General features: G+C 68.8%; 13 protein-coding genes. 6 read left to right on the top strand and 7 right to left on the bottom strand.

Annotated features, from left to right (window positions below):
• Window positions 1-16: 16 nt before the first annotated feature.
• Together V5G24_RS02525 and V5G24_RS02520 are read right to left on the bottom strand one after the other, a co-directional pair.
• Window positions 17-3,862, bottom strand: a complete 3,846-nt coding sequence (locus V5G24_RS02525; RefSeq protein WP_394079236.1) for an AsmA family protein — start codon at window positions 3,860-3,862, stop codon at window positions 17-19.
• Between the two features lie 351 nt (window positions 3,863-4,213).
• A complete protein-coding gene (locus V5G24_RS02520; RefSeq protein WP_394079234.1) occupies window positions 4,214-5,626 on the bottom strand; it encodes an FAD-linked oxidase C-terminal domain-containing protein in 1,413 nt (470 codons plus the stop codon).
• A gap of 239 nt (window positions 5,627-5,865) precedes the next feature.
• Here V5G24_RS02520 and V5G24_RS02515 point away from each other — a divergent pair, with 239 nt between their 5' ends.
• The gene (locus tag V5G24_RS02515) at window positions 5,866-6,375 is read left to right on the top strand and encodes a thioesterase family protein (protein ID WP_394079232.1); all 510 of its coding nucleotides are present in this window, start codon (window positions 5,866-5,868) and stop codon (window positions 6,373-6,375) included.
• Window positions 6,376-6,593: 218 nt separating this feature from the next.
• Window positions 6,594-6,788, top strand: a complete 195-nt coding sequence (locus tag V5G24_RS02510) for a hypothetical protein (RefSeq protein ID WP_394079230.1) — start codon at window positions 6,594-6,596, stop codon at window positions 6,786-6,788.
• Between the two features lie 355 nt (window positions 6,789-7,143).
• Here V5G24_RS02510 and V5G24_RS02505 read toward each other — a convergent pair whose 3' ends face one another.
• From V5G24_RS02505 to V5G24_RS02495, 3 genes are all read right to left on the bottom strand, one after another.
• Window positions 7,144-8,070 carry a 50S ribosomal protein L11 methyltransferase gene (locus tag V5G24_RS02505; RefSeq protein ID WP_394079228.1) on the bottom strand — a complete coding sequence of 309 codons (927 nt, stop codon included), beginning with the start codon at window positions 8,068-8,070 and terminating at the stop codon, window positions 7,144-7,146.
• Between the two features lie 29 nt (window positions 8,071-8,099).
• On the bottom strand, window positions 8,100-9,314 hold the full coding sequence (locus tag V5G24_RS02500; protein ID WP_394079226.1) for a GGDEF domain-containing protein: 1,215 nt from the start codon (window positions 9,312-9,314) through the stop codon (window positions 8,100-8,102).
• Window positions 9,315-9,470: 156 nt separating this feature from the next.
• Window positions 9,471-11,879 carry an ATP-dependent helicase gene (locus V5G24_RS02495; protein ID WP_394080331.1) on the bottom strand — a complete coding sequence of 803 codons (2,409 nt, stop codon included), beginning with the start codon at window positions 11,877-11,879 and terminating at the stop codon, window positions 9,471-9,473.
• 328 nt (window positions 11,880-12,207) lie between these two features.
• Here V5G24_RS02495 and V5G24_RS02490 point away from each other — a divergent pair, with 328 nt between their 5' ends.
• From V5G24_RS02490 to V5G24_RS02475, 4 genes are all read left to right on the top strand, one after another.
• Entirely contained in the window at window positions 12,208-13,773 is a 1,566-nt protein-coding gene (locus V5G24_RS02490; protein ID WP_394080329.1) for a sigma-54-dependent Fis family transcriptional regulator, read from the top strand.
• A 216-nt stretch (window positions 13,774-13,989) separates the two neighbouring features.
• A complete protein-coding gene (locus tag V5G24_RS02485) occupies window positions 13,990-14,544 on the top strand; it encodes an OsmC family protein (protein WP_394079224.1) in 555 nt (184 codons plus the stop codon).
• Window positions 14,545-14,663: 119 nt separating this feature from the next.
• Window positions 14,664-15,803 carry an acyl-CoA dehydrogenase family protein gene (locus V5G24_RS02480; RefSeq protein ID WP_394079222.1) on the top strand — a complete coding sequence of 380 codons (1,140 nt, stop codon included), beginning with the start codon at window positions 14,664-14,666 and terminating at the stop codon, window positions 15,801-15,803.
• Window positions 15,800-17,143, top strand: a complete 1,344-nt coding sequence (locus V5G24_RS02475) for an FAD-dependent oxidoreductase (RefSeq protein ID WP_394079220.1) — start codon at window positions 15,800-15,802, stop codon at window positions 17,141-17,143. The genes V5G24_RS02480 and V5G24_RS02475 overlap by 4 nt, the downstream gene beginning before the upstream one ends.
• 55 nt (window positions 17,144-17,198) lie before the next feature.
• Here the strand turns inward: V5G24_RS02475 and V5G24_RS02470 are convergent, their stop codons facing one another.
• Together V5G24_RS02470 and V5G24_RS02465 are read right to left on the bottom strand one after the other, a co-directional pair.
• Entirely contained in the window at window positions 17,199-17,843 is a 645-nt protein-coding gene (locus tag V5G24_RS02470; RefSeq protein WP_394079218.1) for a hypothetical protein, read from the bottom strand.
• 120 nt (window positions 17,844-17,963) lie between these two features.
• The gene (locus tag V5G24_RS02465; protein ID WP_394079216.1) at window positions 17,964-19,187 is read right to left on the bottom strand and encodes a penicillin-binding protein activator; all 1,224 of its coding nucleotides are present in this window, start codon (window positions 19,185-19,187) and stop codon (window positions 17,964-17,966) included.
• Window positions 19,188-19,330 lie beyond the last annotated feature (143 nt).

The following is a 19,330-nucleotide window of genomic DNA, read 5'->3' as shown; positions in this document are numbered from 1 at the left end:
GGCCACCAGCCCGGCCTCACTCGCCGGGCACCAGGGCCGGCGGGCGCGTGAGATTGCCGAAGCCCGGCGTCGGCGCGGCGAAGCTCCCGCCCTCGGGCGGCAGAGAGGGACGCGCCGGGCGCGCGCGACCCGAAGGCCCGATCTCGATGGGCGGCGCCAGCGGCGGAGCGGCCGTGCGGCCCCGCTCGCTGGCCTGCCGGGGCGGGCTCGTGCGCGCCGGCGTATGGCTTCGCGCATCCTCGCCCGTCGCGGGCTCGGCGGTTTCGCGCGCGGCGGCGGGCGAGGATGGCGCGGGGGATGGCGCGGGCGCGGATTGGGTGGGGGCCGGTTGCACCGGCGCGGAAGCCCCTTGCGGCGAAACTACGGGCGCGGGTGCGGTCGAGATCGGCGCCGACGGGGGCACGGAGATGGGCGTCGGCGCGGGCGCGGCCGGCGTCGATGCAGGCTGTGTCGATGCTGCGGGCAGCGTCGTGCCGCTGCCGGCCGAGGGTGCGGGCACGAGGCCCTGGCGCTCTTCCAGCCGGCGGGTTTCCCGTTCGATGGCGCGCATGGAGATGGCGGCGACCAGCGCCGGCGCGCTCACCCGCCGTTCGGGGGCGGCGACGGGTCCGCGCCAGGAAATTGTGCCGCCGGGCACGGCCCCGCCCGCCTCGGCGGATTCAAGATCCAGCGTGCCGTCCAGATACAGGCGCGGCAGGTCCAGCGTGCCGGAGAAAGTGGCGCGCGCGCCATCGGCCTGGGCGCGGGCGGTGGAGAGGCGGACCACGCCGTTCACGAGGCTCACCGTGCTGTCCAGGGTTGCGAGCTTCAGCGGGCCGCGCGCGAGGGCGCGGTCGAACATCTGCACCACCCGCCGCTCGTCGGGCGGGGTGCCGGTGGCGGTATCGGCCAGCACGCTTGCGATGGCACGGGGATCGGTGGCGGGAAGCTCCAGGGCCTGGAGGCCCAGCGTGCCCTGTCCCGACAGGCTCTGCACGAGCGCGAGCGGCGAGCGGCCGACGCCGCCCATGTCGACAGACAGAGACAGCCGCCCGGCCGGCGGCGCGCGCGGTGCCAGCGGCTGCACCAAGGCCGCGAGGTCCACCCCGTCCAGGCCGAGATGACCTTCGGCCGCCACCATCTCCGGGCGGCGGCGCAAGGTGAGCGTGCCGGTAAGCGTGCCGCCGCCGATGCCGCCGGACAGATCGCGCAGTTCCAGCGTCGCGTCGCGCGCCTGCACGCGCCCCTTCGCCTCCTGCAGGCCATAGGTGCCGTTGAGATCGAGCCGGCGGGTGGTGAAATCCAGCGTCAGCGCCACAGGAGAAGCCGGCGCCAGGGCGAAGCGCGCGGCGGACCAGGGGCCGTTGCCCACCTCCGGGCCGATGCTGCGCGCGCCCCACAGGCCGATCAGGCGCGGCAGCGAGAGCGCATCGAGATCGAGCCGGCCGGTGACGCGGGGCACGTCCCCGCCCTCGATCGCCAGGGCGCCGGACAGCGGCGCGCCGCCGAGCAGGCCCTTCAGATCCTCCAATTGCCAGGCGCCGCCGGAGCGCGACACGGTGAAACCCAGCGCGGCCGGCACCGGGCCGCCCTCGGCCGCGGGCGCGGCGGCGAGGAACAGCTTCGCCACGTCCGCACCATCGAGGCGCATGGCGAGGCGCGGCTGAAGCACTCCGCCCCCCGTGATCTTCACCGGCCCCTTGGCGCTCGCCACCGTATCCGCCAAGGCGAGGCGTCCGTCGAGATCGGCGCCGTCCGTGCCGGATGGCACGAGGGTAAGGTTCAATTGTCCCGCGCCGAGGCCGGGACGCAGGCCTGTCAGTCCGGCCGCTTCCAGCGCGCGGGCGCCATCGCTCGCGGACAGCGTGAGATCGACGCGCGGCACGCCGCCGGCCGCGCCGGGCGCGAAGGCGGCATGGCCGGAAAGCAGGCCGAGGGTGCCGTCCAGACGCATCGCGCCCGCGCCGCCATCGCCCCAGCTGGCGGAGCCGGTGAGATGAACCGGGGCCGCCACCGGCAGCAGGCGGGTCATGATTTCGCCCGCCCGCTCGCCCGAAACCAGCCGCGCCAGCGGCACGAGGCCGTCGGCCTTGGCGCCGGCCACCGAGAAATCCAGCCGCCCCTGGAGCGGCGCCGCGAGCCGGGTCAGGCTGCCCTTGCCCTCCAGATGGAGGCCGGCGAGATTGTCGAGCGTCAGGCGCGACAGGGTCCAGGTGCCGCCGGCCCCCTCCGCGGCGAGCGACAGGGCGCCGAGCGGAAGGCCGCCGGCCTTCAGATGCCGGCCTTCCAGCGCGAGGCCACCATCCACCGCCCCGCCGGCCAGCGCGAGCCCCTGGTGCAGCGCCTCCAGCAGCGGATCGAGGTCGAGCCCGTCCACCGCCAGCGAAAGATCGAGGCGCGGGCGGTCGCCGTCGGTGAATTGTCCAGAGCCCGAAACCGTGGCGGCACCGAAGCTGGCATCGAGATCCTGCACGCCATAGCGGCCCGCCCCCGCCGTGATGCGCCCCACGAGCTTCACCGGGCCGGAGACTGCCGCCGCGACGTCCGCCGTGCCGCGCGGCGCGACCCAGCGCAGGAAGGCGGCCGGATCCTCGCTGGAAAAGGCGAGATCGCCCGTGAATCCGGCCCCGCCCGCGCGGCCCGGCGCACCGGAAAGACGCAGCGCCGACTGGCCGGGAAGCTTGGCCTCGGCGGCATCGATGCGCCAGCCACCATCGGCTCCGGACAGGTCGAGCCGTGCATCGCGCAGCACCGTGCCGGCATAGGTGAGCTGCTCCACCGCGACGCCGATGCGAGCGGGCATCTCGGGCGCGGGCAAGGCATCGAACGCCGCCATCAATGCGGCAAGGGATTCCGCCGCGCTCTGCGGGCCCGCGCCGGCCGACGCGCGCAAAACGTCGGCATCGAGGGCGCGGGCGTTCAGCACCACCTCCAGGCTGGGCGTGCGGCCGAGGGCAAGGCGCGCCGAGCCGGCGAGCTGCACCGGGCGCGCGGTATCGGCGAGCGACAGGTCCAGCGTTTCCGCCACCACTGCTTCCGGGCCGGCGCGCAGCGCGCCGGAGAGGCGCCAGGACTCGTGCCAAGCCTCCTGTCCCGAGCCCGGCGGTGTTGAGCCCGGCTGTGCGCCGACATTCGCGGGCGGAGGGCCGCCAGGCACGCCGTCCGGGCGTCGGATCAAGCTGCCGCGCCCCTCGAAGCGCGGCGCACCGCCCTCCAGGCGCAGCGTACCGTCGAGATCGAGGGTCAGCGGGCGCGCCCGCTCCTCGGCGATCAGGCGCATGCGGCTGCCATCGGCGCCGAACGCACCGAGGCTGAGCCGCGTGCCATAGCGCCGGCCGGCAAGCGCGACCTCGCCTTCAAGCCGGAACGGACCGGTCAGCGTGCGCGCCTCGCCCTTCAGGTCGAGCCCGGTGAACGCCAGGGAGCGATCGGCGCCGCGATCGAGAACATCCAGCGTGCCGCCTTCGATCGCGAGGCTGGAAATGGAGAGGCCGCCCGGCGCGGCGGCACCGGTGGGCAGCGCCACCCGGCCGGCGCTGTCCAGCACCACGCGCATGCGCGGGCGCACCAGGGTGAGGGATTTCGCCTCCACGCTGCCGCGCACCAGCGCGCCGAGGGAGAGATCGGCCCGCACTTCGTCGGCCACCGCGCCGGTGGAGACGGCGTCCGCGCCGATGGAAACATTACGCAGGATGATGCGGGGGGTCGGCAGGATATCAGCGTAGATATGGCCGCGGATCACCACCGGCACGCCGAGCGTGCGGCTGGCCTGGCTTTCGAACGCGCCGCGCCACGCCGTCCAATCCACCACGAACGGCGCCGCGAAGGCCGCCACGATGGCAAGGATCACCGCCGAGGCAATCGTGATCAGGACGCCCTGCACCAGCCGGTCCTCGCTTCATGGGGCGCGCCGCAGCGGACGCGTTGGGGAAGCCTAGAGCGCGATCCGCCCAGAGGGAACCACTTGATGGTTCCCTCTGGGCGGTGAATCGCCCTCTCATTCATCAGAGAGAACGCGTGATCCGTTCGGCTTGCGGTGCAAGCTGAACGGCGCGTGCTCTCGCGCGCGATCCGACCAGATTGAAACAATCTGATCGGTGAATCGCCCGCTCATTTCACAAGAGATAACGCGTGATCCGTTCAGCTTGCGGTGCAAGCTGAACGGCGCGTGCTCTCGCGCGGAATGGTAACGTTGGGATGGTGGCGATCCAATGGACGGGGCGGCCCGCGCCCCTCAGATTTTCAGGATCTTGCCCGGATTCATGATGTTCTGCGGATCGAACGCCCGCTTGATCGCGCGCATGGCGTCGAGAGTGGCTTCGCCATGCTCGGCGGAGAGATATTTCATCTTCCCCTGCCCCACCCCGTGCTCGCCGGTGCAGGTGCCCTCCATGGCGAGCGCCCGGTCCACCAGGCGCGACATGAAGGTCTTGGCCTTGGCGAGGTCCGCCGGGTCTTCCACGTCCACCATCAGCGTGGTGTGGAAGTTTCCATCGCCCACATGGCCGACGATGGGCGCGATCAGTCCCATCTCGACGATGTCGCGCTTGGTCTCCATGACGCATTCGGCGAGGCGCGAGAGCGGCACGCACACGTCGGTGGCCACCGCCTTCGCGCCCGGCCGCATGGGCATGACTGACCAATAGGCATCGTGCCGCGCCTGCCACAGGCGGGTGCGGTCCTCGGCCTTGGCGGCGAACACGAATGGGCCGCCATTGAACTCCGCGGCGATCTCGCCGAACCGGTCCGCCTGCTCATGGGCGCCGGCCTGCGTACCGTGGAATTCCACGAACAGGTGCGGCGTTTCCGGCAGATCCAGCTTGGCATAGGCGTTGGAGGCCTTCACCTGCTCCTCGTCCAGCAATTCGATGCGGGCGACCGGAATGCCCGACTGAATGGTGGCGATCACGGCGTTGCAGGCATCCTCAATGCTCGCGAAGGGGCACACCCCCGCCGTGATGGTCTCGGGGATGCCCTGGAGGCGCAGCGTCAGTTCGGTGATGATGCCGAGCGTGCCTTCCGCGCCCACGAACAGGCGGGTGAGATCATAGCCAGCGGAGGATTTCTTCGCCCGGCGCGCGGTGGTGATGATCTCGCCGTTCGGCAGCACGGCTTTGAGCGCCAGGACATTGTCCTTCATGGTGCCGTAGCGCACCGCATTGGTGCCCGAGGCGCGGGTCGAGGCCATGCCGCCCAGCGAGGCGTCCGCGCCGGGGTCAATGGGGAAGAACAGCCCCTGGTCGCGCAGATCCTCGTTCAGCCGCTTGCGGGTCACGCCGGGTTCGATCACGCAGTCGAGGTCCTCGGCGTGAACGGCGAGAATTCGGTTCATTCCCGACAGATCGATACAGATTCCACCCTGCGGCGCGTTGACGTGGCCTTCCAGCGAGGTCCCCGTTCCCCAAGGGATGATCGGTATTCGATGGGCCGCGCAAAGGCCGACAACAATCTGCACATCTTGTGTGCTCTGGGCGAAAACCACCGCATCCGCCGGCTCATTGGGCAAATAAGTGGTGATATTTGCGTGCTGCTCGCGAACAGCATGGGAGGTAACGACTTTGTTACCAAGCGCGGCTTGCAATGCCTCGAGTGCCGCCGGCAGGCCCGGCATCGATTCGCGCGTGACCGTGGCATCGGCAGCAAACATTTAAGAATCCTTTAATATCAAGCCGCATGGCCTGAGCGGGGCGCAGCAGATTAGCGGGCGGGGCGCATTCGGCAAGGGGGCAGGCCGGTAGCGCCGTGCGGCAGCGCTGCACGATGTCTCCGCATGCGCGCCAATCTTATGCCATTTCGACAGTGACCAATGTCAAAACTCGCGGCACACTGCGCAGCAAGCAGGCAATTCTTTGAATTCCGTGCCCCCTCTCGACCAGGGAGAGCGCCATGTGGGACAGGATCGACTTCGAACCGGTATTCTTTGCTCCCTTTGTATCTTCCGCGATGAAGATCGAACCGGAATGGATTGATGACGAGGGTCATCTCTCCATGGCCTATTACAATGTCCTGTTCGACCGCGCCTTCGCCGAAGCACTCGCACTTCTTGGCCTCGGGCCGCAATATGTCCGCGCACGCGGCTTCTCCTTCTTCACCGCGGAAGCCCATATGCGCTATCTGCGCACCTTGCCGGCCGAAGGCGAGGTGCGGGTGACCATGCGGCTGATCGATTATGACGCGAAGCGCCTGCACCTTTTCCTGTCGCTTCACCACGGCACCGAGGGCTGGGTCGCGGCCACCTGCGAACAGATGACCTTGCAAGTGGATCGCGCCTCCCAGCGCGCCGCACCGTTCGCGGACGATGTGCTGGAACGGGTGGCGGGCATGCGCTCGGTTCACGCCGCGCTGCCCCAGCCGGACGGCATCGGCCGCAGCATCGGCCTCGACGCGCGCTCCTGAGTGCACCGCAAGACACCCCTGTGTGGGGGGTAGCCGGCTCGGGGCTTGCCTTGGCGGCCGACGCCGAATGCACGATTTCCTTGCAGGATGCTTATTTCCGACGCTGCATGCCATGCAGGTCAGCCATGCTGACACAACGCTTCTAGTGCGATGCAACAAAGCCCATATTGCATCGCATCAAGGGCCGCGCGGTTGCGGCCAAGCGTTGGAGGCCTGTCATGGGCGCCGTTACTTTCTCGACCGATTCCTTCTCGACCCCCAAGGCGACGGACGTCGCTGCCGTCAAGCCGGCCGAGGTCCGCAAGGGCGTTTTCGCGCGCATTTTCGATGCCATCGTCGCCGCCCGGGCCGCCCAGGCCGAGCGCGATTTCATCACCTACATGCAGCGCACCGGTTTCGACCCGCGCAAGTGATCTTCAGCCTGAGCTGATTTGGTGCGGGCGCTGATCTGCGTGCCGGGCGTGTGCCATCAGGCCTGAAGTCGGGTCCTGTGGGCGCGGTCCGCCACGGCGGCGTAACGCGGAACCTGGACATCCGCCATCTTCCCCCCGGATGGCGGAGTCTTGCAGCATTTTCCCCGTCCCTCGGACGTGGGGAAATGCTGCAAATATCTGTTTTCTACGTGTTGTCCTGACACGCGCCGGGTTTTGACACGCGCCGGCCCCTTTCGGCGGTCCGCGCGCGGCATGCCGTTCCGGCGCCAGTGGCCCGGCGCGCCCCCTTCCGCAGGGCGCCCGGTACCAGAGACAAGGTGCCTGCTCTCTCCGCCTATGCCGCCCATACGCGCTTCGGCTTCGCGCCCGTCGCCGAAAGCGTCAGCGTGGTCCAGCCGTCGATATCGCGGCGGCGGACCAATTGCAGGCCCTGCGCGCGATAGGCCGCCAGCGCCGCATTGGCGTGCGAGGGCAGCAGGCCCGACAAGACCACCTTTCCGCCAGGCGCCAGCAGTGGACGCAGCGGACGCGCGAGGCGCTTCAGCGGCGGCAGCAGGATATTGGCTAGGATCAGGTCGTAGGGACCCGGCCGGCGCACCGCCGCCGCCCCCGCGCCGGCGGCCAACACCATGTGGATATAGGGCCCGGCGAGGTTCGCGCGGGCGTTTTCGCGGGCGGTGCGCACCGCCACTTCGTCGAGATCGCTCGCCACCACCGGCACGCGGAACAGGCGCGCCGCGCCGATGGCCAGCACGCCCGTGCCCGTGCCCACATCCAGAACCTTGCCCGGACGGCCGATCCGCGCCGCATCGACGATCGCCGCGAGGCAGCCTTGCGTGGTGCCGTGGTGGCCGGTGCCGAAAGCGAGCGCCGCCTCGATCTCGATGCCGATACCGTTGGGCGGCACCCGCGCGCGGTCGTGCGAACCGTGCACATGGAACGGTCCCACCCGCACCGGCGCCAGCCCTTCCAGGCTCGCGGCGACCCAATCCTTTTCCTGCAATTCCCCGAACGTCACCTGCGCCGCGAGATCGGCACCCGCCGCGACCTCCACCAGGTCGCGCAGGCGATCGGGGTCGAAGGCCTCGCCAGCATAGACCTCGACCGCCCAGGAGAGATCCGGCTGCTCGAAATTGGCGACCGCCACCTCGGCGGGATCGAAACTTTCCGCCAGCAGATCGGCGATGCGGCGGGCCAGCATCTCGGGGGCGGAGACCCGCATGAAATGGGTGGCGTCGCTGGGGAGGAGACCTTCAAACATCGCGAACTTTCCGGGGAGGCGCTTTGCGTTCAGGCCCCGTACGCGCCAATGACGCGGTCGCGACCCAGTTGCCGTGCGGCATAGACCCGCTCATCGGCCACCGACAAGAGCTTGGCAACACTTTCCCCGTCCAGCGGCGCCGTCGCGAGCCCGATCGCCAGCGAAACCTCGATGCCCGGCGGCATAGGAAGGGCGGCCACCCGCTGGCGCAGCGTGCCCGCCACCTGGGCCGCCGCCATGTGCGGCAGGCCGGGGGCGAGAATGGCGAAGGCGTCCCCATCGTGCCGCACCACATAATCCCCGCTGCGCAAGCCCTCCGCAAGGGTATCGGCGACCCGGCGAAGATCCCGGTCCACGCCATCCGCGTCCTGCCGCTCGCGCCGCGCGGTAAAGCCGTCCACCGCAACCAGCATCAGGCTCACCGGGCGGCCGGTGGCGCGGGTGAGGCTCAGCAGGTCGGCAAGCAGCGTCTCCAGGCGGCCGCGATGGAAGGCCCCGGTGGCCGGATCGTGCCGGAACCGCACCTGCCGCGCGCCGGGCCGTCGGCGCGCGGCCGCCAGCCCCGGCCCATCCAGGCGGCGGCGATATTGCCAGATCAGCGCCGAATAGAGGCCCGAGGCGACGAGCTTGCCGATCCATCCCCCGACACCGGCGGAAAGCGGAACCTCCTGCACCAGATAGACGGCGCCGAAGAAGAACACCTGGTCGAAGGTGCAAACCAGCGCCAGGGTCAGCCAGGAGGCGGCGAAGCTGTGTCGCCGCAGCACCACCAACAGGCGATCGTACAGGCGGAAGATAACCAGGCTTTCCAGGAACAGCAGCAGCGTGCTCCACAGCATGAGCATGCCCATCTGGTTGAGCACGGTCAGGTCCGCCGCCCGCGCGGCCCCGGCGCGCCCCTGCTCAAGCGCGAGAAAGGCGACCGCGATCACCACGGCAACGGAGCCCAGCAACAGCCCGAGCACGGGCTGGCGCGCCACATCCTGCCCCTCGATCATATGCGTCATCAGCAGCAGGCTCAGCGTGCCGGTGTAGAACACCACCGATCCCGGAGAGGCGGAGAGGCCGAACGGCAAGGCGAGGAACACGCACATCGCCAGATAAACGGCGAACACATGAATCGCGCCGAGGGCACAGAAAAACGGCCCGATGCCGATCAGGAACCGCGCGCGGAACAGGCCGAGCATCAGGCTGCCATAGACGGCCATCTCCACCAGCAGCAGGACAATATTGATAATCGGCATGGTTCGGCTGACGAGGGCGGGCCGGATCGCGCTCTAGACGCGATCGAACCTCACAATACCGCCACCTGGGATGCTGTGAAGTCGCTTGCGCGCTTTTTCCGCGCAATCATCGCCCCACGCATCCGGATCGTAGGGCGCAGGTGCCGCCGGCCGGGCTCACACTTTCTCGACGAAGCTCTCCAACACCCGCTTCTCGCCGGCCTTGTCGAACTGGACGGTGAGCTTGTTGCCGTCGATTCCGGAAATCTCGCCATAGCCAAACTTGATGTGGAACACCCGCTCGCCGCGCTTGAAGCTGGAGGGCGCCCCGGTGGACGAGGCCAGCAAGGTGCCCTCGATCACCGCCCCGCGCCCGCCGCGCCCCGCGCCGAACGCGCCGCCGCTGGAACCGGGCCCTGAGCCGGCGTTTCCCGCCGCGCGGGCATTCTGGGCGCGCTGCCAGCCCGGGGTGGAATAAGTGGAGGAGAAGGGCTCCACCTTGGCCGCGCGGTCGAACCGGCTTTCCCCGTAGGACCCGCCGCCATAGCTGGAGCCGCCCCAGCCGAAGCCCCCCTTGGATTCCTGCACCTCCACATGGGCGTCGGGCAGTTCGTCCAGGAAGCGGCTCGGTACGGTGGAATTCCACATGCCGTGGATGCGCCGGTTGGAGGCGAAATAGATCCGCGCGGAGAGCCGGGCGCGGGTGATGCCCACATAAGCGAGCCGCCGTTCCTCCTCCAGCCCCGCCTTGCCCTGTTCGTCGAGCGCGCGCTGGTGGGGAAACAGCCCCTCCTCCCAGCCGGGCAGATAGACGGTGTCGAATTCCAGCCCCTTGGCGGAATGCAGGGTCATGATCTGAACCGCATCCTCGCCGGCGCCCTTGTCGGCATCCATGACCAAAGAGATGTGCTCCAGAAACCCTTGCAGATTCTCGAACCCCTCCATGGAGCGCACCAGCTCCTTGAGGTTTTCCAACCGCCCGGCCGCCTCGGCGGAGCGGTCCTTCTGCCACATCTCGGTATAGCCGCTCTCGTCCAGCACGATTTCGGCGAGTTCCGTATGCGGCATCTCGCCGGATTGCCGGCGCCAGCGCTCGAATGCCTCCAGCAGGCCGCGCAAGGTGGCGCGCACCTTGGGTTTGAGCTCCTCGCTCTCGGTGAGCGCGCGCGTCGCCTCCTGCAACGGCACGCCGGCGGCGCGGGCGACATCGTGGATCTGCTTCAAGGTGGCATCGCCGATGCCGCGCTTGGGCACATTGACGATGCGCTCGAAGGCGAGATCGTCGGCGGGGGAGAGCACGCAGCGCAGATAAGCGAGTGCATCGCGGATTTCCGCCCGCTCATAGAAGCGCGGGCCGCCGATCACGCGATAGGGCGTGCCGAGGGTAACGAAGCGGTCCTCGAACTCGCGCATCTGGAACGAGGCGCGCACCAATATGGCGATCTGCGAGAGCGGATGGCCGGCGCGCTGCAACGTCTCGATCTCGTCGCCGACGGCGCGGGCTTCCTCACCGCTATCCCATGAGCCGGTGACGGAGACCTTCTCCCCCATCTCGCCTTCGGAGAACAAGGTCTTGCCGAGCCGGCCCTGGTTGAAGGCGATGACATGAGAGGCCGCCGCCAGAATATGGCCCGTGGAGCGGTAATTGCGCTCCAGGCGGATCACGGTGGCGCCGGGAAAATCGCTCTCGAAGCGCAGGATGTTGTCCACCTCCGCGCCACGCCAGCCATAGATGGACTGGTCGTCGTCGCCGACGCAGCACACGTTCTTCGAGCCCTGGGCCAGCAGGCGCAGCCACAGATATTGGGCGACGTTGGTGTCCTGATATTCGTCCACCAGGATATATTTGAAGCGGCGGTGATAATCCGCCAGCACGTCGGGATGCTCGCGGAACAGGCGGATGCCTTCCAGCAGCAGGTCGCCGAAATCCACCGCGTTCAGCGCCTTTAGCCGCGCCTGATAGGCGGCATAGAGCATCTGCCCCTTGCCATTGGCGAAGGCCGAGCCCTCGCCCGGCGGCACGTTTTGAGGCGAGAGGCCGCGGTTTTTCCAGCCGTCGATGGTGTTGGCCAGAAGCCGCGCCGGCCAGCGCTTGTCGTCGATATTTTCCGCAGCCAACAATTGCTTGAGCAGGCGGATCTGGTCGTCGGTGTCGAGGATCGTGAAGCCGTTCTTCAGGCCCACCAGCTCGGCATGGCGGCGCAAAATGCGCACGCCGATGGAATGGAACGTGCCGAGCCACGGCATGCCTTCCACCGCATCCCCCACCATGGAATGAATGCGCTCCTTCATCTCGCGCGCGGCCTTGTTGGTGAAGGTCACAGCGAGGATCTGGGAGGGGAAGGCGCGGCCGAGATTGAGGATATGGGCGATGCGGGTGGTCAGCACGCGGGTCTTGCCGGTGCCCGCGCCGGCGAGCACCAGCAGCGGCCCGTCTATGGTTTCCACCGCCGCGCGCTGCTCGGCATTGAGGCCGTTCAGATAATTGGGCAGGGGCGCCGCGGCCCCGCCGCCAGCGCGCGCACGCGCGGCAATGCCGCCGGGTCGCAACGCCGGCGCCTCGACGCCTTCGCCTGCGGGACGCAGGCCCTTATGCTCGACTGGAATGGACACGCGCTCGCTCTCGCGGCACCGCTCGCGCGGCGCCTTCTGATTCTCTCGTGAGAACAAAATGGCATTGCAAGCCCTCGATTGCGAGGGGTGGCGCCTGTTTCCATGGAAATCCCCGCCTCCACCCTGATAGAATGAGCGCTTGCGCGCGACGGGAAGGGCCATGAAAGACGGCAGGAACACGGGCGGAAAACCAAAGGCGCGCGCACTTCCGGGCATGGCCAGCAGCCCCGCCCAGGCCCATGCCCCGGCGCAGGGAACGCTGCACGAGGACGAGCCCCCCGCATATTGGCGCGCCCAGGAAATGCTGCTGATCCAGCAGATCATCGGGCTGATCGGCAAGGGGCTCCAGGTGGAGAATATTCTCCACGAGATGCTGCACCTCCTGTCCGAGATGCTCGGCCTCAACCGCGGCCGCATCGTGCTGTGGGATGCCGAAAGCGGCCTGTTCAAGATCCGCTATTCCTACGGACTCACCGCGGCGGAAAAGGCGCGCGGCCTCTACCAGGCCGGCGAGGGCATCACCGGACGGGCGCTCGCCCATGAGCAATTGATCATCGTGCAGGACATCGACCACGAGCCGGATTTCCTGTTCCGCGCGGTGGATCGCGCCACCTTGCCCCAGGAGCCGGTGGCGTTCCTGGTGATTCCCATCCGCGTGGACCGGCGCACCGTGGGCGTGCTCGGCTGCCATCGCATCCGCAACCGCAGCCGGCCGTTTTCCGACGACATCACCATCCTGCGCATTTGCGCGACCCTTGCCGGCCAGGTCCTGGAACTGAACGAGATCCTGGACCGCAAGACCCGCGCGCTGGAGGCGCACAACCAGATGCTCGCCCGCGCGCTCGAAACCCACAGCGCGCGCTATGGCATCATCGGCACCGCCCCGGCCCTGCTGAAGGCGCTGGCGGAGCTGGAGCTGGTCGCCTCGGCCAATGCCAATGTGCTGCTGCTGGGGGAATCCGGCACCGGCAAGGAAGTGTTCGCCCGCGCCCTGCATCTGGCGAGCCCGCGCCGCGACCGGCCGTTCATCAAGGTCAATTGCGCCGCCATCCCCGAAAGCCTGTTCGAATCCGAGCTGTTCGGCTACGAGCGCGGCGCCTTCACGGGGGCGAGCGAGGCGCGCGCCGGCTGGTTCGAGCAGGCGGGCAGCGGCACCATCCTGCTGGACGAGATTGGCGAACTGCCGCTCGCCATGCAGACCAAATTGCTGCGCACCTTGCAGGAAGGCACCGTGACGCGGCTCGGCGGCAAGAAGGAAATCAAGGTGGACGCGCGCCTCGTCGCCGCCACCAATCGCAACCTCGAGCGCGAAGTCGCCGCCGGCCGGTTCCGCGAGGATCTCTATTACCGCATCAATGTGATCCCGATCCGCCTGCCGACGCTCGCCGAGCGGCGCGACGACATTCCCGCCTTGGCGATGCATTTCGTCAGCCGGTTCAACGAGGCGAACCAGCGCAATGTCAATCTGACCGCCGACGCCATGGCGCGGCTGCGGGAACATCCCTGGCCGGGCAATATCCGCCAATTGTCCAATTTCATCGAGCGCCTGGTCCTGCTGGCCGACAAGCCCTCCCTTACCGGGAGCGACCTCGCGCCGTTCCTGTCGGCGATGGCCCATGTCTCAAGCCAAAGCGCACAGGAGGATGCGGCGCTGCGCGGCGCCGCCACGGGGCGCGGCGGGCCGGCCTTCCGGCCCTATCTGCGGGCGGGATCGCATTCGGCCGAGGACCTGCGGCGGGCACTGGCGCAGAGCGGCGGCAACAAATCGCGCGCCGCCCAGAGCCTCGGCCTCACCGCGCGGCAATTCGCCTATCGCTGGGAGAAGGCAGAGTTGGACGGCGACGAGGACACGCACGGCGCGAAATGAATGGCTTACATTGTCTACAATGTTGACAATGTAAGCCACCTTATCCTCATTAAAAAATGGTTATGGAGCACCATTTCTGCATAAAACCTATTGCGGGGCGTGATTTTCTGACCCATTTTTCCGGTGCGCAGGAAAGTGGCACAGGGCTTGCTGTTATCTTTTGTGAATGCCGTTCGCGGCACGGGCCTCAGGACCCTTTTCGAAAGGAAGCTCTCAGTGAACGACACGACCAATGCCGTGAAGACCGTGACGACCTATTTGCGTCCGATTGATCGCGAAGGCCTGCTCGGCTTTGCCGAGAAGGGGCGCGAGAACCCCGAGCGGCGCGGCACCAATGTGGTGAACACCGTGGTCGAGGGGCAGTATCGCACCTTGAACTATGTGGGCGACCACAAGCCCGTGGTGGTGGACGAGCCGCTGCACCTGTTCGGCGAAAACACCGCCCCCGCCCCCGGCGAGATCGTGCTGTCCGCCCTCGGCGGCTGCCTCGCGGTCGGCATCACCGCCGTCGCCACCTGGAAACAGGTCAAGCTCTCCAAGCTGGAACTGCGGGTTGAGGGCGACATCGGCAACACCGCCGCCTGGGGTGCCGGCGGCGCGGATCGCGAACCCGCGCAGATGGGGTTCCAGGAGATCCGCGTGACGGTGACCATCGAGGGCGACGCGAGCCGTGCGGAGCTGGACGAAATCGTCAAGCGCGCCAACTATTTCTCCCCCGTCGCCAACTCCATGCGCAATCCGATCCCCTTCAGTATCGGCCTCGCTGACTGAAGGGGGGGTCGGCGCGAGGCTCCTGCCCTGGCCCGCCTCGCGCCGACCTTTCCCTTCGTCGAACACGCATCCCCCTCCCCCACATTCTGACCGAAACCGCCCCTGCGCCGGAGGCCACGATGACGCTTGCCCAGTTGCATCCCCCTGCCGGACCCGAGGCGGGAAATGCGGACACGATCCTGTCCCGCGCCACCGCCATTGCCGCAGGCCCGCTGCGGGCGGCGGTGAACCGCATCGACCATGGCCATTATCCGCTGGAGATCCTGGCCGAATTCGGCGCGGCGGGGGCCCTCGGGGCGCATCTGGCGCGCAACGGCTCTCAGTTCGGCACCGCGCTCGCCGCCATGGGCGCGGCGAGCCGGGTGTGCGGGGCCACCGGCTTCCTCATGTGGGCGCACGATGTGTGCGGGCTCTATATGGAACAGTCGGACAATCCCGCGCTCATGGGGCGGATGCTGGAGGACCATGCGGCGGGGCGCACCTTCGGCGGCACCGCGCTGTCCAACCCCATGAAGGCGCTCGCCGAAATCGAACCCATGCTGCTGCGGGCGCGCAAGACCGTGGGCGGTTATCTGGTCAGCGGCAGCTTGCCCTGGGTCAGCCATATCGCGCCCGGCCAATATTGCGGCGCCATCGCGCGAGTTCATCGCGACGACGGCACGCCCTCCCACGAGATCATGTTCATCCTGCGCTGCGACCCGCCGGTGGAATTGCGCCCCTGCCCGCACTTCTCCGGCATGGAAGGCACCTCCACCTTCGGCATCCGGCTGGATGATTATTTCGTCGCCGAGCAGGACCTGGTGGCCGACCCCGCGCGGCCCTTCATCAAGCGCATCCGCGGCGCGTTCATCCTGCTGCAGGCGGGCATGGCGGTCGGCGTGATCCAGGGCGCCGTCGATTCCATGCGCGAGGTGGAGCCGGCCCTCGGCCATGTGAACCGCCACCTCACCGACCGGCCGGACGAGATCCAGGCCGAGCTGGACGAACTGACCGCCCACGCTTTGCTGCTGGCGCAAACCCCGTTCGAGCAGGACCCCGACTATTTCCTGGACGTGCTGGACACGCGCGCCCAGGGCGCGGAACTTGCCCTGCGGGCCACCCAATCGGCCCTGCTGCACCAGGGCGCGCGCGGCTATCTCATGTCCTCGGCGCCCCAGCGGCGCATCCGCGAGGCGCATTTCATCGCCATCGTCACGCCCGCCATCAAGCATCTGCGCTGGGAAATGGCCCGCCTCTCCCGCGAGGAGATGCCCGCATGAGCGCGACCGACACCTCGGAAATCGTCTGGCGCCAATATATCTGCCGCGCCTGCGGCATGATCTATGACGAGAAGGAGGGCGACCCGGACAGCGGCATCGCCCCCGGCACGCGGTTCGCGGATATTCCCGAGGATTGGGAATGCCCGATCTGCGGCGTGCGCAAATCCGATTTCGAACCCTATGTGCATTCCGCGCCCGCCACGGTGCCGGCGGCGGGCGTGGTGCATCGCTCGCGCACGCCCGGCGTGGTCATCGTCGGCGCCGGCATCGCCGGGCGCGCGGTGGCGGAAGCCCTGCGCGCGCTGGATTCGCACGTGCCCATCACCATGGTCACGTCCTGCTCCGGCGATGTCTATCACAAGCCGGAACTCTCCATCGCGCTCCAGCGCGGGCTGACCGAGGCGAAGTTGCGCAAGGAGAGCGGGGCTCATATGGCGGCACGCCTCGGCGTGCGGCTATGCGCCGGGACCTTCGCAATGGGCATCGATGCCGCCCGCAGGCGCCTGCGCACCACGTCCGGGCCATTGCCCTATGACCATCTCGTGCTCGCCCAGGGCGCGCGGCCCGCGCGGCCACCCGCCTTGCCGGCGGACCTGTGCTGGCGCGTCAACGATCTCGACGCCTGGTGCGGCCTCGCCGCCCATCTCGACGGGGCGGCGCGCGCGATCCTGATCGTCGGCGCCGGCCTCGTCGGCTGCGAGCTCGCGGAGGATTTCTCCCGTGCCGGGCACAAGGTGACGCTGTTGGACAAGGAGGACGCGCCGCTCGCCGCGCTGCTGCCGCCGCTCGCGGCCGAGCGGCTGCGCGTGCGGCTGGAAGGCCTCGGCGTGCGGTTTCTCGGCGGCATTACGGTGGAGCGCGCCGAGCGGGGCAATCACGGCAGCGCGATCGTTTTCACCAAGACGGCACACGGCGAACGCGAGGTGTTGGGCGCCGACATTCTGGTGGCGGCCACCGGGCTTGCGACGACGAGCCGGCTCGCGCGCTCGGCCGGGCTCGCCTTCGAGCGCGGCATCGCCGTGGATCCGTTCAGCCTGCGCACCAGCGTGGATGGCATCTCGGCGCTCGGGGATTGCGTCAGCATCGCCGGCGCGCCCTGCCGCTTCATCGAGCCGATCTCCAAGCAAGCCGAGGCGATCGCGCACGATCTGCTGGGCCTGCCCCATGCGGGCTATGCCCATGCCGCCCCTGTGATCCGCCTGAAAAGCCGCGTCCTGCCAGTGGCGCTGCACGGCCTGCCCCATCCCGACGGTGCTTGGCGGGTGATCAGCGACGACGGCGCGCATCTGGAAATGGAGCAATGGCACGAGGGCGCCCTGCGCGCGCGCCTCGCCGCCTAACAAAAAACGGCGCCCGAAGGCGCCGTTTCGCAGAGATGTCGAATCGTCCGTGGGCTCACCAAGCGGCGCGGCACACGCGCTGCACCCAGTATGGGCTCCACCAGCACCGCAGGAACGGGCCGGCATGATTGAGCGGACGATACACCGTCGGTGCCATCACCAGCGTGACCGGTCCGCCGGTGGCGGGCAGATCGCCGTCCAGCAGGCCGACCTGGAACGTCAGCGTCGAACCGGACTGGGTCACATGGCCGAGTTCCACCACCACCTGGGTCGGCGTGGCGCCAAGGATGGTCAGCGCGGCATTGGGCGGATCATTCTTGAAGATGTCGGCGGTGACGTTCCACAGCTTGGCGAACTGCTCGATGGTCATGGTGCCGCCGATGCGCTCGGGCCGGTCCACCGTGAAGGTGGTGAGCGGCGCGACGCCGGTGAGCACCAGGGTCTTGCCGTCATAGGCCATGCTCACCGCCTGCTGGGTCAGCATCATCTCGATGGGGCGGGAAATCTGCACTTCCGGGCGGCGCGGCGTGCCGGCCGTGGTGGTGCCGGGTCCCTTGTCGCCGGGCAAGGGGGTGGGGGCGGCGGGCGCCGACGGGGCGCTGGTGGCGGGCGCCGCCGGGGCGGGAGCCGGCGTCTGGGCCAGAGCCGCGAAACCCGAAACGGCGAGAATAAGGCCCGCCAAAGGTGCAATCACTTTCATGGCCCGTTCGTCCTTCCTAGTGCCCGTTGGCCGCGCCCAGCGGACGCGCGCGCAGCTATAGCGCAAAATGGCGGCGAGAAAACCGTGGCGTGGCGAGACGCCGGCGCGCGATGGCGCGGCTCAGCTTCCGAAGGTGCGGGGCGGCGGGCTGACAACCTGGGCGCTGCCGCCGCGAATCTCCATCACCGCGAGGCTGCGCTCGTTGGTGCCGTCGGCGCGGAAGCGGAACGGCCCGTCCACCCCGTTGAAGCCCGAAGGATTGGTCAGCGTGGCCGCGTTGAGGCCCTCCGGCCCCTGGGTGCGCAGGATCGCCGAGACCAGCGAGACCGCATCATAGGACAAGGTGGCGGTGCGCACCGGGTCGCTTCCGAACCGCTGGCGGTAGCGCTGGGAAAAATTGCGCCAGCCGGCACTGTCGGGCGCCGCGAACTGTCCGCCGTCCATGCGCGGATCGGCGATCAGGGCGGGATTGTCCCACAGGCCGGTGCCGAGCGGGCGCACCTTCTTCAAATCCACTCCGGCGGCGGCGAGCTGCTGCACCACGTTCGCGACCTGGTCGGCCGAATCGGGAATGAACACCGCATCCGCCTGGGGCGCCACGGCGGCGATGCGCCGCGCCGCGTCGGCAAGCTTGGCCGGAGTGAACCGCTCGATGCTCATGACCCGCGCGCCGGTATCGGCCGCCGCCTGCTGGAGCGCGCCTTCGGTGACCGAGCCATAGGCATTCTCAGGGATCATGGCGAGGAACGAGCGCCGGCCCTGGGACACGGAATAGCGCACGATCCGGTCCACATCGCTCTGCGGCAGGAAGCTCAGCAGATAGATGCCGGGTGCGGCGACATTGGTATCGGTGGAAAAGGCGATCACCGGTACGCCGCGCGCCCGCGCCACCTGGGAGACCGCCCCCACCGAATGGGCGAACAGCGGGCCGAGGATGATGCGCGCGCCTTCATTGACCGCCGCATCCGCCGCCGCGCGGGCGCCCTGGCTGTTGCCGGCGTCGTCCTTCACGATCAATTGGAAGATCGGCGCCCCGCCCTCGGCGATGGCGAGTTCGGCTGCATTGCGCATGGATTGGCCGACCAGGCCGGCATTGCCCTGCGCGCCCAGCGGCAGGATGAGCGCCACCGCCGGGCCGTTCGCGACCGGAGGCGGCACATTGGCGGCTCCCGGCTGGGGGCCGAGATCCACCGCTTTGCCGCCGAGGTCCCCCGCGCACGCCGCCAGCGCCGCCGCGGAGGCGAGCCCGCCGCCGAGGCGCAATCCCCGGATCAGCGCCTCCCGGCGCGTCGCCTCGGGAAAAGAGGAAGGCACAGGGGGCGGGGAAGGCGCGCGGTGCGTCACTCGTTTCTCCTGCGGGCGCCGGGCGTTGGCGCGAATTCCAGAATTACCCTTATGCCGGCAATTTGGCGAGGGCGCGACCCGTCAAAGATTCCGCCCGGCCCGGCCCGGCGCGTCTCGCCTCCGAAATTTCACAATCAAGGCCG

Source organism: Roseixanthobacter finlandensis (assembly GCF_043195105.2).
Lineage (GTDB): Bacteria > Pseudomonadota > Alphaproteobacteria > Rhizobiales > Xanthobacteraceae > NCEH01.
This window is presented reverse-complemented; position numbering and strand designations above follow the sequence as displayed.

Excerpts from the sequence above, each read along its gene's own strand:
- V5G24_RS02475 (WP_394079220.1), top strand. The coding sequence starts at position 15,800 with ATGAGCGCGACCGACACCTCGGAAATCGTCTGGCGCCAATATATCTGC.
- V5G24_RS02505 (WP_394079228.1), bottom strand. The coding sequence starts at position 8,070 with ATGTTTGAAGGTCTCCTCCCCAGCGACGCCACCCATTTCATGCGGGTC.
- V5G24_RS02520 (WP_394079234.1), bottom strand. The coding sequence starts at position 5,626 with ATGTTTGCTGCCGATGCCACGGTCACGCGCGAATCGATGCCGGGCCTG.
- V5G24_RS02500 (WP_394079226.1), bottom strand. The coding sequence starts at position 9,314 with ATGCCGATTATCAATATTGTCCTGCTGCTGGTGGAGATGGCCGTCTAT.
- V5G24_RS02515 (WP_394079232.1), top strand. The coding sequence starts at position 5,866 with ATGTGGGACAGGATCGACTTCGAACCGGTATTCTTTGCTCCCTTTGTA.
- V5G24_RS02490 (WP_394080329.1), top strand. The coding sequence starts at position 12,208 with ATGCTGCTGATCCAGCAGATCATCGGGCTGATCGGCAAGGGGCTCCAG.
- V5G24_RS02480 (WP_394079222.1), top strand. The coding sequence starts at position 14,664 with ATGACGCTTGCCCAGTTGCATCCCCCTGCCGGACCCGAGGCGGGAAAT.
- V5G24_RS02510 (WP_394079230.1), top strand. The coding sequence starts at position 6,594 with ATGGGCGCCGTTACTTTCTCGACCGATTCCTTCTCGACCCCCAAGGCG.
- V5G24_RS02470 (WP_394079218.1), bottom strand. The coding sequence starts at position 17,843 with ATGAAAGTGATTGCACCTTTGGCGGGCCTTATTCTCGCCGTTTCGGGT.